Consider the following 13,485-nt stretch of genomic DNA (forward strand, 5'->3'; position numbering starts at 1 on the left):
ATGGCAAAAGAATTTTTGGAACACCATCTGAATATGAACCGTCGCCGCTTTTTGTCGCGATTGGGAGTGGGCGTTGGAAGTGTGGCTTTGGGGTCATTGATGATCCCCGATCTATTCGGATCAAAAGAAAAAGATGCGCTCGTTGCGGGTTTGCCCCATTTTGCGCCTAAAGCAAAACGCATCATTTATCTTTTCCAAAACGGTGCTCCTTCGCAATTAGACTTGTTTGATTATAAGCCTAAGCTGATTGAGATGTTTGGAGAAGACCTCCCGGCTTCCATTCGAATGGGACAACGCTTGACCGGTATGACTGCCAACCAGGCAAAATTCCCCTTGGCGCCATCAGCGTTTAAATTTGATCAGTATGGTCAATCACGTGCTTGGATAAGCGAATTATTGCCGCATACGGCCAGTGTAGTAGATGAACTTTGTATCATCAAGAGTATGTATACAGAAGCCATCAATCATGATCCGGCTTTGACCTTCTTCCAAACAGGTGCTCAGGTGGGTAACAGGCCTAGTATGGGTTCTTGGTTGAGTTATGGATTGGGAAGTGAGAATAAAAATCTACCGGCATTCTGCGTGTTGTTATCAAGAGGTAAGGGTAATGGTCAAGGAGTATATTCTAAGTTGTGGTCGAATGGTTTCTTAGATTCAGTGCACCAAGGTGTTCAATTCAGTAGTGGCGATCATCCGGTTCTTTATTTGAATGATCCCGAAAGTGTGAGCAAAGAGGATCGAAGAAAGATGTTGGATAAATTATCGGAGTTGAACCAAGATTCTTACAATGAATTCGGAGATCCGGAAATCACCACCAAGATTCAACAATACGAAATGGCCTACCGCATGCAAACAGCGGTTCCCGATATTACTGATTTAAGCAAAGAACCAGAGAGCATTGTAAAAATGTACGGTCCCGATTGTTTGGTGCCCGGCACTTTTGCAGCCAATTGCTTGCTGGCTCGGAAGCTTTCAGAAAACGGGGTTCGATTTGTACAACTATACCATCAAGGTTGGGATGCGCATGATAATTTACCTGGTCAAATGAAGGGCCAGTGTCAGGATGTGGATCAGGCATCGGCAGCATTGATTACTGATCTAAAGCAAAGAGGCTTGTTAGATGAAACCTTGGTGATTTGGGGTGGAGAGTTTGGAAGAACCAACTATTGTCAAGGTAAATTAGAGAAAGAAAATTATGGTCGCGATCACCATCCGCGCTGCTTTACTATTTGGATGGCCGGTGGTGGTGTGAAGCCCGGAGTTGTGTATGGAGAAACAGATGATTTTGGATACAATATTGTGAAAGATCCGGTGCACGTGCACGATTTGCATGCAACTATTCTTCATTTAATGGGATTGAATCACGAAGAACTGACCTACAAACATCTTGGACGTCGTTACCGCTTGACCGATGTATCCGGTAACCTCGTTAAAGGCATTATTGCTTAATATGAAAAGAAGAACTTTCCTTCAAAACTCATTGTTGACCGGTGCCGGTTTAGCAATGTCTCCATTGGTAAACGCCTTTCCAACTCAAGACACCATTCTTGGATACGGCAATAAGCGTTACAAAATTGACACAAAATGGAGCAAGGCCGATGCCATGAAGAATCCGGTAAAGGATTGTCATGAAATGGTTCAAGACAAAAAAGGTCGCATTTTTTTGCTGACCAATGAAACAAAGAACAACGTAATCATCTATGATAAATCGGGCAACCTGCTAGACAGCTGGGGCTCTGAATATCCTGGAGCGCATGGTTTAACATTGTTCGACGAAAATGGCGAGGAGGTATTGTTTATTTGCGACAACAATCGTCATCAGGTGGTTAAAACAACCTTGAGTGGAAGAGTTTTCATGACGCTGGATTATCCTAAAGAAACAGGAATGTATGCCAAACAAGAAGAATACATTCCAACTGAAACGGCCATTGCGCCTAATGGTGATATATATGTAGCGGATGGATACGGTAAGGACTTTATCATACAATACAATTCAAAAGGACAGTATATCCGGCATTTTGGAGGAAGAGGATCAGGAGCTGCATTTGTAAAAAATGCCCACGGTGTTTGCATTGATGCGCGAGATGCATCACATCCGGTGTTGATTGTAACATCGAGAGAAGAGAATGCATTCAAACGTTATGAAATGGACGGCACCTATATCGACACTATTGCGCTTCCGGGAGCATGGGTATGCAGGCCGGTAATTAAAGGTGACTATTTGTATGCAGCTGTGCTACAGAGTCAGAGCAGGCTTTGGCAGCAGTCGGGTTTTGTTACCATTCTTGATAAGAACAATAAAGTGGTTTCAAATATTGCAGGAAGTGAACCCACGTATAAGAGCAATCAGTTGCAAGAAATGTATCAAACCATAAAAGTGTTCGATTATCCGCACGATGTATGCGTGGATGATGAGGAAAACTTATATGTGGCTCAATGGAATTCAGGGAAAGTATATCCTTACAAATTAAGACCGATTGCGTAATGAGATTTTTGTGTTTTATTCTTTTAATGTTGACTTCTTTTACTGTTTTAGCTCAAGACAGTTTTCAATTGGCACCACCTATTGTAAGATATGCTTCATTGTTTTATAACAGGTCAGCCAAAGTTCAATTGGAATTTAATCAACCCCATACACAAATCTATTATACAATAGATGGGACAGAACCCTCGATTCAATCTACGAAGGCGAGGAAGTATATTTATTTAAAAGGAGACCGCGTTCAATTAAAAGCGCTATCGGCCGGCAAAGGTTTTATTCCGTCTAAGGTTGTAACTGTTGAGTTTGCAAAAACCGGCTACACAATCAAAGCAATTGAAACCTCGCCTACCAATTCAAAATATCCCGGAACGGGCAGTTCTTTGTTTGATGCAAAGAGTGGAACAGGTTCACATCAAGATTCGGCATGGAAAGGATTCGACAGCGATTCGATTTCGTTTACAATTGAGTTTGTGCAACCTCGCCAAGTGCATACGGTAAGCTTACATGTTTTGGAAAATCAGGCCGCTTGGATTTTCTTACCGAAAGCGGTATCTATTTATAGTATTGATAAGAATGGCGTCGAAACCTGGGAAACGAGTATTGATATCAATGCTACTGAGCAGCACAACGGTGCTACGGGTCAATTTGTAGATATAAAACTTCCAAGAAATTTATACGGGTCCAAAATAAAGGTTGTAGCTGCTGCTGTTACCAAAATACCTGAATGGCACGATGGTAAGGGCTTGCACGCATGGTTTTTCATTGATGAAATAAATGTTTATTAAGTATGACACGATTGCGCAGCATCATTTTTACAATATTAATTGGAATTACAGCGCTACTTTTTTTTCTAGTGTTGTTCGATAGCAGTTTGCAAGTGCCTGCCTTTATTCAAGTATTTGGAAGAATGCATCCAATGATTCTGCACTTTCCAATTGTATTGATTTTTTTTAGTGTCGTTACTTATTTCTTCCTTGAGCCAAAAAAGATCATTTCAAAAGAACTGAGCGATACCCTCATTTTGTTAACTGCTTTTTTCACTGTACTTACGTCTCTATTTGGTTTGTTTCTATCTCAAGAACCCGGATATGAAGGAGATACCTTGGTTCGCCATAAGTGGTTTGGAATTGTATTGTCTGCGCTTACACTTTGCTGGTATTTGTTTCGTGATAAGCTGAATGCAAATAGCCTTGTTCCTAAATTAAAGTGGATCCTTAGTCCATTGCTTGTGATCATCGTTGTGATCGTTGCACATTTAGGTGCCAATATTACGCACGGCGAGGACTTTGTGTTTGCGCCTTTACAGTCTGACAAGCAAAAGCCCGAAGTTTCTTTTGATCAGGCCTTGGTTTTCGCCGATGTAATTCAGCCCATACTTGATGCAAAATGCGTAACCTGTCATAATACAAAGAAGAGCAAGGGCGAGTTGATCATGGAAACGATGGAAGACCTTTTAAAGGGAGGCAAATCGGGTGCCTTGTGGGACAGCGCCAACCCTACTGCCAGTCTTTTGTTGAAGCGAATTCATTTACCTGAAACGGATAAGAAACACATGCCGCCTCCGGGAAAACCATCGCTGACGGACGAGGAGATGGTGCTCTTGGGTGCGTGGATCAATTCGGGAGCTTCCTTTACTCAGAAACTGTCTGCCTTGCCTGAAACAGATACATTGAGATTATTAGCTGCAAGTAAATTCGACAAATCTTCTATCAAAACCTATACCTTCCCGCCGGCCGATGCAGGAACAATTGCCAAACTAAACAATAGTAATAGAGTGATCACTGCTATTGCATTGCAAAGTCCGGCTTTACTGGTTCATTTCTATAATGCTCCCTTCTACAATCAAGCAGCGTTGAAAGAATTGGAACCTGTTGGTAAGCAAATTGTGGAGTTGGATTTGAATAAGATGCCGGTTACGGATGAAGACTTAAAAGTAATTGCAGGCTTCGCTAATTTGGAGCGATTGCACTTGAACTTTACCAATGTTACTACATCCGGTATCGATGCATTGCAAGGACTCAAGAAACTGGAAATGCTCAGTTTAACGGGTACTAAAACAGATGCAGGTTTAGTAAATGCGGTAGCTCCCTTGAAAAGTTTAAAAAACCTGGTAGCCTGGAATACAGGATTAGAAAAAGATCAAGTAGCAGCACTAAAAAAATCGAATCCAGGCTTATTGGTTGAATTGGGATATAAGAACGATACCTTGGTAATGCAACTTCCCTCTCCTGTAATCTTGAACGAAGAGACCACTATAATTGAGCCACAGCTATTGAAGATGAAACATTATATCAATGGAGCTGTGATTCGGTATACAACGGATGGAACAGAGCCCGATAGTTTGAAGTCGAAGGTTTATGATGGAAGGGAGATGATAACCGGTACTATGGCCATTAAGGCGAAGGCGTTCAAGCCGGGCTGGCATAGCAGCGCATTGGTGTCGCAGTATTTTTATAAGAGTACCTATCGCCCCGATAGCGTAGTGTTGACCTTGCCATCGGATCCCAAATATGGCTCTACCGGTCCAAAAGCCTTGTTCGATTTGATCAAAGGGGAGAATAATTTCGCGGGCGGACAGTGGTTGGGTTATCAAAACAATGATATGGAAGCGCTTGCTTTTTTCAACAAACCTGTGACAATAAAAGAACTCGCTGTTAGTACATTGAGCAGCGTTAGTAGCTATATATTTCCTCCTCTAAAGATTGAAGTTTGGGGTGGCACCAATCCAAAAGATTTAAAGTTAATTGGAACCATTACGCCCAAACAGCCTGCCGCATATGAAGCCCCTCAAGTAGTGCCTTTCTATTTGAGCTTTGAGCCAAAAACGGTGCAATGCATCAAACTCAAAGCTATTCCTGTTTCGAAACTTCCCAAATGGCATAGCGGGAAGGGTGAGAAAGGATGGGCTTTTATTGATGAAGTATTTATTAACTAAACTTAAAGAGAGATCACATGAATTTCAGAATGGCGGGTATTAAATTCCTGATGGCATTTGCTTTTTTATTGGTATTTGTTACACCATCTTCGGCTCAAACCAAAAAACCGGATGTTATCGCTTATTATACCGGTAATGATACCGTAATCAATGCCTATTCCGTAAAATCACTTACACATATCATTTATAGCTTTTTGCATTTAAATGGAGATACATTGGCATTTGGAAGTGATCGCCAACGTCAGATTTTAAAAGCACTTACAGATCTTAAGAAGCAAAATCCTCAACTTAAAGTTATGGTGGCGCTTGGTGGATGGGGTGGATGTGCTCCTTGTTCGGAGGTTTTTTCCCGTGATACCAGCAGGGCAAAGTTTGCTGCCAGCGTTCGACGCATCATGGATAATTACAATGCCGATGGATTGGACCTAGATTGGGAATACCCCGTTATTGAAGGTTATCCGGGCCACTCAAGAAGCCTTTCTGATAAAGACAATTTTACAGATCTCATTCGAAAATTGCGTAAATCGATAGGAAAGGGTCGCGAGATAAGTTTTGCTGCAGGTGGATTTACGCCATTTGTAGATTCGGCGATTGATTGGAAAGCGGTAATGCCGTTGGTAGATCGCGTTAACCTCATGAGTTATGATTTGGTAAGCGGTTTTAGCAGAGTAACCGGTCATCACACTCCGCTGTATTCGAATAAAGACCAAAAAGAGTCGGGAGATAATGGCGTGAAATTATTGATGAAAGCCGGAGTACCCGCATCAAAAATAGTGCTGGGTGCAGCTTTTTATGCTCGTGCTTGGGCCAACGTTTCAGCGGATAGAAACGGCATTTATCAATCCGGTGTGTTTTTAGATTTCGTACCGTATAAGATCTTGTATTCAAAATATCCCGATACAGATGGGTATGTAACCTATACAGATCCGATTTCAAAAGCCATTTGGCGTTATAGCGCGGAGAAGAAAATCTTCATGACTTTTGACGACCCCACTTCCATCAAAGCAAAAACAGAATATTGTAAAAAGCTGAAATTAGGAGGCATCATGTTCTGGGAGCTCACGCTGGATAAACCTGAAGCCGGATTACTTGATGTGATTACCAAAACCTTAGAAAAGTAAATTGGAAAACCATTATAAACGAAGGGCGGATTGATGATTCAATCCGCTTTTTATTTTACGGCAAGTGACAGTTTCTCAACCGTTTTTTTGTCGTTACCAACAAAGATCTCCTTGCCAATAATAACAACCGGGCGTTTTAAAAATGTGTACTCTTCCAAGATATAATTACGATAGTCTTTTTCGCTTAGCGCCTTGTCTTTCAACCCTAATTCCTTGTATTTGAGCGCTTTTCTGCTAAAAAGGGCTTCGTAGGATCCTGCCATTTCTTTCATTTGATCCAATTGTTCCGGACTGATCTTTTCAGTCTTAATATCCTGCATCTCAAATTTTTGCGGTGTGATACCGGTTTCTTGGATAATGCGTTGGTTGGTGCTGCAAGTGCCCAAATGATAAATCTTCTTCATACTAATTTAATTCCTGTTGTAATATTTTTGCGTTGAACGCTACTTATACTACACCACTAAAACTATTTTGTTTGCCGCCAAAGGTACAACAAGACGAAATTGTAAAACTAATTCAACAACACCAGGCATTACTGCACAAGGTTTGTCATGTGTATTGTGACCAGGAACAGGACCGTGAGGATTTGTTCCAAGAAATTGTTATTCAAATTTGGAAAGCCTATCCGGGCTTTAGGGGCGATTCCAAATTCACAACTTGGATTTATAGAATTGCACTTAATACTGCTATATCGGGCGTAAGAAAAGCACAGCGGGCCGTACCGATCGTATATCCGGAACTCGCACCCGCGAATATTCAAGACGAACAAGCCGATAAAGAGAAAGAGCAACAAATACAGTTTTTATATAAAGCCATAGAACAACTAGGAGCCATCGAAAAAGCAATTGTAATGTTATACCTAGATGATAAGAGTTACGAGGAGATGGAAGAGATTATGGGTATCAACCAAAACAACCTGCGGGTAAAAATGAATCGAATTAAAGAAAAGTTACGTAAACTAACTCAAGAAGTGGCCTATGAGTCTTGATCTATTAAAACAAGGTTGGCAGTCGCTTGGCGAAAGTAAAGTAGTAGACGATGCTGCTTTAGCTCGGATTTTACAGCGTAAATCAAAGCGACCGATTGCTAAAATCAAGCGCAATTTGTTCTGGGAATTGATGGCGGTTCTCGTTTTGTACGTGAGCTTTACCGCCTATTATTTCTTATCAGACGATGGTCTTTATTGGACCGTTTCCATTTTGCTCTTTGCATTGGGTGCCATATTTGGATTCTATTACTACAAGAAAAGCAAGCTTTTGCATAAAATGGAATGCGTTGCTTGTGAAGTGAAGTCCAATTTAGAAAATCAGGTAAAGCTACTCGAACAATACGTTCGTTTGTATTTCATATTGGGTAACGTATTGACTCCTGTAGCCTATATAAGTGCCGGACTCATCGCCTTTTATAAGACCCCCAATCATGAAGCACATTCAAGTGAGGTGTATCCTATACTTTTTGGCTCGGCAGTAGTGTTAACAATCGGCGTTTATTTTTTAAATAAATGGTACGTACGGAAATTGTACGGTCAACATGTGGATGCTCTTAAAACATTATTGAAGGAAATGGAATGAATAGTGCTTCCAGATGAAAAATAATTAAAGAAACGCGAGAAATCGCGTTTTTTTTATGCTTGATCAAATCCCAGGGTTCTTTCAAAAGCAATTGTAAACAGTTAATTGTCAAATCCACAGTTCATTTTAGTTCTTGGAAATATATTTTTTAGCCGTCAAAGGATTTAGTAATTTCCACGTCCAATAATTTCAACACTAAATCATTTTGCTATGCCATCACGTCGTGATTTTATCAAGCAATCTTCTCTGCTTTCTGCAGCTTTCATGGTAGACGGTTCTGATTTCTTCAAAAAGAAACACGCCATCGGTGTTCAGCTTTATACACTTCGCAATGAAATGTTCAAAGACCCCAAAGGAACCCTGAAACTTGTTGCATCAAAAGGCTTTAAGGAAGTAGAAACCTTTGCTTACGGCAAAGGAAAATGGTTTGGATTGACTCCGGCAGAATTGAAAGCAGAATTGAGCGCAAATGGTTTGACATCTCCAAGTGGACATACTTTCGCGGCCGGTATCTTTTTGAAAGATGGCTGGGAATCTGATTGGAAACAAACCGTAGACGATTCAAAAGCCCTTGGCCAATCATTTATTGTTATTCCTTGGTTAGAAGAACAACACCGTGGATCTGCTGATAACTTCAAGAAAATCGCCGAGGGATTGAATAAAGCAGGTGAAGTGGCTAAGTCTGCCGGACTTCAATTGGCTTATCACAACCACGACTTTGAATTTGCTAACCTGAATGGTGTTACTCCTTTAGATATATTGATCAAAGAAACCGATTCTAAATTGGTGAAGTTTGAATTGGACTTGTACTGGGCAGTAAAAGCAGGTAAGAATCCTGTTGACTTGTTTGCTGCAAACCCCGGTAGATTCCCGATGTGGCATGTTAAAGACATGGACAAAACAGAAAAGAAATTCTTCACTGAAGTTGGAAATGGTGTTATTGATTTCAAAACCATTTTCGCCAATGCGAAGAAAAGTGGCATGAAGCACTTCTTTGTTGAACAAGATATTTGTCCGGGTGCTCCAATGGATAGTATTACGAAGAGCATTGAATACATCAAGGCAAACTTGCAGTAATTTCTTCATCATACATTTATAAACATATGAACCAACGTCGTCGGTTTTTACAACAATCTGCAGCATTGGCAGGAGGGGGTATGCTATTGTCTGCCTTCAATACTCCGGGTTTTCATATTTTAAAATCAGGCATCGCTCCTAGTGATCAAGTTAATATTGGTGCAATCGGAATTGCAGGGATGGGGTGGAGCAATTTACAAGCAGCCATTAAAGTTCCCGGTGTGAATGTAGTAGCACTTTGTGACGTAGATGAAAACGTATTAAATAAGCGAGCAGGAGAATTAGCAAAACAGAATATTGATGCTTCCAAAGTGAAGCTTTATACAGATTACAGGAAGTTATTGGAGCAGAAAGATATTGATGCCGTAATTATTGGAACTCCGGATCATTGGCATGCATTGATTATGATTGAGGCTGTGGCGCTTGGAAAAGATGTGTATGTAGAAAAGCCTGTTGGAAATTCTATTGAAGAATGCAGGGCCATGGTAGCCGCTCAGAAAAAATACAATCGAATTGTACAAGGCGGTCAATGGCAAAGAAGTCAGCAACACTTCAGAGATGCTGTTGATTATATTAGAACCGGTGCTTTGGGAAATATTCGTACTGTTAAAGTTTGGTGTTATCAAGGATGGATGCGTCCGGAACCAAAAAGACCGGATACTGCACCGCCTCCCGGTGTTCATTACGATATGTGGCTTGGTCCGGCACCGAAAAGAGCGTTTAATGCAAGCCGCTTCCATTTTCACTTCCGTTGGTTTTGGGATTATGCAGGAGGTTTGATGACCGATTGGGGTGTTCACCTAATGGATTATGCTGTATTTGGAATGAATGCTTCTGTGCCTAAGTCGGTTTCTGCTCTCGGCGGCAACTTTGCTTATCCCGATTTAAGTCAGGAAACACCCGACACCATGGGAGCTTTATACGAGTTCGATAAATTCAATTTGATTTGGGATCATGCCATGGGAATCGACAACGGTTTGTATGGAAAGGATCACGGCATTGCTTTTATCGGAAACAATGGAACGCTCGAGTTGGATAGAGGAGGTTGGGAAGTGTATGAAGAAAGACAAAGCAAAGAGAAAGTAAAAGTTGAGCGCAAATCGCCAAGCGATAATGGCTTACAAAAGCATTGGGAGAATTTTATTGCAGCTGTTAGAGCGAGAAAGCAAGACATGCTTAATTGCCCAATTGAAACAGGCGCCCATATTGCAACAGTATGTCAGCTTGGCAATATAGCTTTCAGAACACAACAGAAATTGGTGTGGGATGCAACGAAAGAGCGTTTTACAGACGAAGCTGTAAATAAGAAATACTTGGGTAAAGAGTATTTCAATGGATACAAACTCCCTAAAATCTAATAAATGAAACAATTATTGTTAGTGCTAGCGCTTTTCGGAACAATGACCGGGTTTGCGCAAACGAAAAAAAGCAAATCAATGCTACAACACGTGGTAATGTTCAAGTTTAAAGACGATGCGAAGCCAGAACAAATAGAAGCGGTGATCAAGGCTTTTGCCAATTTAAAAAATGAAATAAAAGAGATCAAAGCTTTTGAATGGGGCTTGAACAACAGTCCCGAGGGTCTCAATCAAGGGTTCACCCACTGTTTCTTTCTGAGTTTTGACAGTGAAAAAGATAGAGATACTTATTTGCCACACCCGAAACATAAAGAGTTTGGGAATCTTCTAAAACCCATATTGGACAATGTTTTGGTGGTTGACTACTGGAGTAAGAAATAGTGATCCATGGTTGAATTGTAAAAGAATAGATAAACAAAAAGGCGCTTCCATTATGGAGCGCCTTTTATGTTGAAGTCGATTACGACTCTTATTTCAGTGCCTTAATCTTGATATTCTTAAACCATACTTTATTTCCATGATCTTGTAATCCGAGTTTACCTTTTTTGTAGGTACCGAAATCGGCCATGTCTTTGAATTTGCTTTTCTTGATCATTGCTCTCCAATTATCATCCCACATAGTTGTTTTCAAAACACTTACGCCGTTCAAACGAAATTCGAGTTTACCGTGATCGCTGATCACTTCTGCTAAATTCCATTCTCCGGCTTTCTTAACGGTTTCGGGGCTAGAGCTAATCATATCATACAAATCGCTTGCGCGGTGTTTGATGATTTTTGCATCGGGGTGACCATTGTTGTCGAGCACTTGCATTTCAGGACCTGTAACCCAAGGGAATGCATATTTGGGATCTTCTTTCACAAAAAGAATAACACCGCTATTAGCGCTATCGGCTAGTTTCCATTCTAATTTCAGATGAAAATTATCGTACTCTTCTTCACTCACGATATCGCCACCACCAACAGTTTGCCATCCGTTCATTTGAGCCGGATCTAAATGAAGACAACCATTTTCTACCTTCCAAGCAGAACCATCGCTTTTGTTATTGTAAACGTGCCATCCTTTCTTTGTTTTACCATCGAATAGTAGTTTCCAACCTTCTTTCTTTTCTTTGGCTGTTAGTGTATTGTCACCGGCTTTTGCATCGGAATTGTTAGTGATCGGGCGCATTGCGATCCAGGTAGCAGCTGCCACAACAATTGCAGCAAAGGAGAGCCATTTTTTCATGCTTGTGATTTTATTCAATTTAAATGTAAAAACTACAATAATAGATTTGTTCGATGTTGTTTGCAACAAATTAACGGAATAGACGAGAATGTTTTGCTTAAAGTTTGATAAGTGGATTGAGAAAAAACGACTTTAACAATTAATAGCCCACTTATCGAATCTTTTTAAAAACAAAGGCCGCTGTTTAAGCGGCCCTCGTTTTTATTTTGCATTTTTTAAGTTCAGGATGTAAGTAACCATATCTTTTGCTTCTTCCGGGGTTACGTTGTTTGGAGTCATCATAACTTCACCCCAAACGCCTTTGCCTCCTTTGATTACTTTTGTTGCGAGCGAATCAATTTGAGCAGGACTTGATTCGTATTTTTTAGAAACATCGATGTATGCGGGTCCGATCACTTTTTTATCAATAGCGTGACAAGCGGTACATCCCTTAGAACCGATTAATTCCAACGCTTTTTCGTCGGCACTACTAACAGATGCTGTTTGTGCAGACGCTTCTTCTTTCTTTTCTTCAGGTTTAGCAGCTTCACTTCCGCCACAAGCATACAGTAATACAGCCGCACTCATTACAAATAATAACTTTTTCATTTTCTTTATTTTTATGTTCTTAGATTTCAATTACAAATGTACTTTACAAACCCAATACGGAGCGATTGAAATTTTCATCGCTTCCGGTACCGGCGAAGTCATCAAACGCTTTTTCTGTTACTCTTATGATATTGTTCTTGATAAAAACAGCACCTTCAGCTGCTCCATCTTCCGGATGCTTCAAAGCGCATTCCCATTCCATAACTGCCCAACCTTTATAATTGTATTGAGTTAGTTTGCTGAAAACGCCTTTGAAATCAACTTGACCATCGCCCAAGCTGCGGAATCGTCCGGCTCTATCAACCCATCCTTGATAGCCGCCATAAACACCTTGTCTTCCGGTTGGATTGAACTCTGCATCTTTAACATGGAACATGCGAATTCGTTCGTGGTAGATATCGATATATTCTAAGTAGTTTAAGCATTGCAATACAAAGTGAGAGGGATCGTACAACAAACAAGCACGAGGGTGGTTGTTTGTATGTTTTAAGAAGAGTTCATAGCTCACACCATCGTGGAGATCTTCACCCGGGTGAACTTCGTAGCAAAGGTCAACACCGTTTTCGTCAAATACGTTCAAAATTGGCAACCAACGGTTCGCCAGCTCTTTGAATCCGGTTTCAACCAAACCTGCCGGACGCTGAGGCCAGGGGTAAACAGTTGGCCATAACAAAGCCCCACTAAAGGTAGCATGAGCATTAAGGCCAAGGTTTTGAGACGCTTTGGCGGCGTATTTTAATTGTTGAATGGCCCATTCGGTTCTGGCTTTAGGATTGCCTCGAACTGCTTCGGGAGCAAAACCGTCGAACAAAGTATCGTAAGCAGGATGTACGGCAACCAATTGTCCTTGAAGGTGTGTGCTTAGCTCTGTGATTTCCAAACCACAACTATTTACGATGCCTTTAATTTCATCGGCATAGGTTTTACTTTCTGCTGCTTTTTGAAGATCGATGCAGCGGGGGTCCCAACTTGGGATTTGCACCCCAACAAAACCGAGACTTCTTGCCCATTGGCAAATAGACTTTAAAGAATTGAACGGCGCTGTATCGCCCATAAATTGCGCCAGAAAAATTGCCGGTCCTTTAATTGTATTCATAAACAAGTGAAAATTAAAACAGGAGTTCCAAA

At 41.0% G+C, this 13,485-nt stretch carries 14 protein-coding genes; 10 read left to right on the plus strand and 4 right to left on the minus strand.

Features of this window, described 5'->3' with window-relative positions:
* Genes ACQ2HE_RS02360 through ACQ2HE_RS02380 form a run of 5 tightly spaced genes read left to right on the plus strand, consistent with a single transcriptional unit; the run spans window position 1 to window position 6,538 of the window.
* A complete protein-coding gene (locus ACQ2HE_RS02360) occupies window positions 1–1,449 on the plus strand; it encodes a DUF1501 domain-containing protein (protein ID WP_430894943.1) in 1,449 nt (482 codons plus the stop codon).
* A gap of 1 nt (window position 1,450) precedes the next feature.
* A complete protein-coding gene (locus ACQ2HE_RS02365; RefSeq protein ID WP_430894942.1) occupies window positions 1,451–2,485 on the plus strand; it encodes an NHL repeat-containing protein in 1,035 nt (344 codons plus the stop codon).
* Window positions 2,485–3,267 (plus strand): FN3 associated domain-containing protein, encoded by a 783-nt coding sequence (locus ACQ2HE_RS02370; RefSeq protein ID WP_430894941.1) that lies wholly within the window; start codon window positions 2,485–2,487, stop codon window positions 3,265–3,267. Before ACQ2HE_RS02365 ends, ACQ2HE_RS02370 begins: the two co-directional genes overlap by 1 nt.
* A gap of 2 nt (window positions 3,268–3,269) precedes the next feature.
* A complete protein-coding gene (locus ACQ2HE_RS02375; protein WP_430894939.1) occupies window positions 3,270–5,417 on the plus strand; it encodes a c-type cytochrome domain-containing protein in 2,148 nt (715 codons plus the stop codon).
* A gap of 17 nt (window positions 5,418–5,434) precedes the next feature.
* Complete coding sequence (locus ACQ2HE_RS02380) at window positions 5,435–6,538, plus strand: glycoside hydrolase family 18 protein (RefSeq protein WP_430894938.1); 1,104 nt, start codon at window positions 5,435–5,437, stop codon at window positions 6,536–6,538.
* A gap of 50 nt (window positions 6,539–6,588) precedes the next feature.
* Here the strand turns inward: ACQ2HE_RS02380 and ACQ2HE_RS02385 are convergent, their stop codons facing one another.
* Window positions 6,589–6,942 (minus strand): arsenate reductase family protein, encoded by a 354-nt coding sequence (locus ACQ2HE_RS02385; protein WP_430894937.1) that lies wholly within the window; start codon window positions 6,940–6,942, stop codon window positions 6,589–6,591.
* Between the two features lie 71 nt (window positions 6,943–7,013).
* Here ACQ2HE_RS02385 and ACQ2HE_RS02390 point away from each other — a divergent pair, with 71 nt between their 5' ends.
* The 5 genes from ACQ2HE_RS02390 to ACQ2HE_RS02410 all read left to right on the plus strand — a co-directional run bounded on the left by ACQ2HE_RS02390 (window position 7,014) and on the right by ACQ2HE_RS02410 (window position 10,925).
* Window positions 7,014–7,526, plus strand: coding sequence for an RNA polymerase sigma factor (locus ACQ2HE_RS02390; protein ID WP_430894936.1), 513 nt, complete (start codon window positions 7,014–7,016; stop codon window positions 7,524–7,526).
* Complete coding sequence (locus ACQ2HE_RS02395; RefSeq protein WP_430894934.1) at window positions 7,516–8,109, plus strand: hypothetical protein; 594 nt, start codon at window positions 7,516–7,518, stop codon at window positions 8,107–8,109. The genes ACQ2HE_RS02390 and ACQ2HE_RS02395 overlap by 11 nt, the downstream gene beginning before the upstream one ends.
* Before the next feature lie 210 nt (window positions 8,110–8,319).
* Window positions 8,320–9,186, plus strand: a complete 867-nt coding sequence (locus tag ACQ2HE_RS02400; RefSeq protein WP_430894932.1) for a sugar phosphate isomerase/epimerase family protein — start codon at window positions 8,320–8,322, stop codon at window positions 9,184–9,186.
* Window positions 9,187–9,212: 26 nt separating this feature from the next.
* Window positions 9,213–10,544 (plus strand): Gfo/Idh/MocA family protein, encoded by a 1,332-nt coding sequence (locus ACQ2HE_RS02405; RefSeq protein ID WP_430894930.1) that lies wholly within the window; start codon window positions 9,213–9,215, stop codon window positions 10,542–10,544.
* Window positions 10,545–10,547: 3 nt separating this feature from the next.
* The gene (locus ACQ2HE_RS02410) at window positions 10,548–10,925 is read left to right on the plus strand and encodes a Dabb family protein (protein WP_430894928.1); all 378 of its coding nucleotides are present in this window, start codon (window positions 10,548–10,550) and stop codon (window positions 10,923–10,925) included.
* Window positions 10,926–11,013: 88 nt separating this feature from the next.
* Here the strand turns inward: ACQ2HE_RS02410 and ACQ2HE_RS02415 are convergent, their stop codons facing one another.
* From ACQ2HE_RS02415 to ACQ2HE_RS02425, 3 genes are all read right to left on the minus strand, one after another.
* On the minus strand, window positions 11,014–11,769 hold the full coding sequence (locus tag ACQ2HE_RS02415) for a 3-keto-disaccharide hydrolase (protein ID WP_430894927.1): 756 nt from the start codon (window positions 11,767–11,769) through the stop codon (window positions 11,014–11,016).
* A 201-nt stretch (window positions 11,770–11,970) separates the two neighbouring features.
* Window positions 11,971–12,357: a c-type cytochrome gene (locus ACQ2HE_RS02420; RefSeq protein WP_430894925.1), complete on the minus strand. Its 387-nt coding sequence runs from the start codon at window positions 12,355–12,357 to the stop codon at window positions 11,971–11,973.
* Window positions 12,358–12,400: 43 nt separating this feature from the next.
* Complete coding sequence (locus ACQ2HE_RS02425) at window positions 12,401–13,453, minus strand: sugar phosphate isomerase/epimerase family protein (RefSeq protein ID WP_430894923.1); 1,053 nt, start codon at window positions 13,451–13,453, stop codon at window positions 12,401–12,403.
* Between the last annotated feature and the right edge of the window lie 32 nt (window positions 13,454–13,485).

The organism is Endoryza foliicola, assembly GCF_050589245.1.
Taxonomy (GTDB): Bacteria; Bacteroidota; Bacteroidia; order Chitinophagales; family Chitinophagaceae; genus Endoryza; species Endoryza foliicola.

What these genes read in the sequence shown, in the direction of transcription:
- ACQ2HE_RS02425 (WP_430894923.1), bottom strand. Translation starts at nt 13,453, where the DNA reads ATGAATACAATTAAAGGACCGGCAATTTTTCTGGCGCAATTTATGGGC.
- ACQ2HE_RS02365 (WP_430894942.1), top strand. Translation starts at nt 1,451, where the DNA reads ATGAAAAGAAGAACTTTCCTTCAAAACTCATTGTTGACCGGTGCCGGT.
- ACQ2HE_RS02375 (WP_430894939.1), top strand. Translation starts at nt 3,270, where the DNA reads ATGACACGATTGCGCAGCATCATTTTTACAATATTAATTGGAATTACA.
- ACQ2HE_RS02385 (WP_430894937.1), bottom strand. Translation starts at nt 6,942, where the DNA reads ATGAAGAAGATTTATCATTTGGGCACTTGCAGCACCAACCAACGCATT.
- ACQ2HE_RS02395 (WP_430894934.1), top strand. Translation starts at nt 7,516, where the DNA reads ATGAGTCTTGATCTATTAAAACAAGGTTGGCAGTCGCTTGGCGAAAGT.
- ACQ2HE_RS02410 (WP_430894928.1), top strand. Translation starts at nt 10,548, where the DNA reads ATGAAACAATTATTGTTAGTGCTAGCGCTTTTCGGAACAATGACCGGG.
- ACQ2HE_RS02415 (WP_430894927.1), bottom strand. Translation starts at nt 11,769, where the DNA reads ATGAAAAAATGGCTCTCCTTTGCTGCAATTGTTGTGGCAGCTGCTACC.
- ACQ2HE_RS02400 (WP_430894932.1), top strand. Translation starts at nt 8,320, where the DNA reads ATGCCATCACGTCGTGATTTTATCAAGCAATCTTCTCTGCTTTCTGCA.
- ACQ2HE_RS02380 (WP_430894938.1), top strand. Translation starts at nt 5,435, where the DNA reads ATGAATTTCAGAATGGCGGGTATTAAATTCCTGATGGCATTTGCTTTT.
- ACQ2HE_RS02420 (WP_430894925.1), bottom strand. Translation starts at nt 12,357, where the DNA reads ATGAAAAAGTTATTATTTGTAATGAGTGCGGCTGTATTACTGTATGCT.
- ACQ2HE_RS02405 (WP_430894930.1), top strand. Translation starts at nt 9,213, where the DNA reads ATGAACCAACGTCGTCGGTTTTTACAACAATCTGCAGCATTGGCAGGA.
- ACQ2HE_RS02360 (WP_430894943.1), top strand. Translation starts at nt 1, where the DNA reads ATGGCAAAAGAATTTTTGGAACACCATCTGAATATGAACCGTCGCCGC.
- ACQ2HE_RS02370 (WP_430894941.1), top strand. Translation starts at nt 2,485, where the DNA reads ATGAGATTTTTGTGTTTTATTCTTTTAATGTTGACTTCTTTTACTGTT.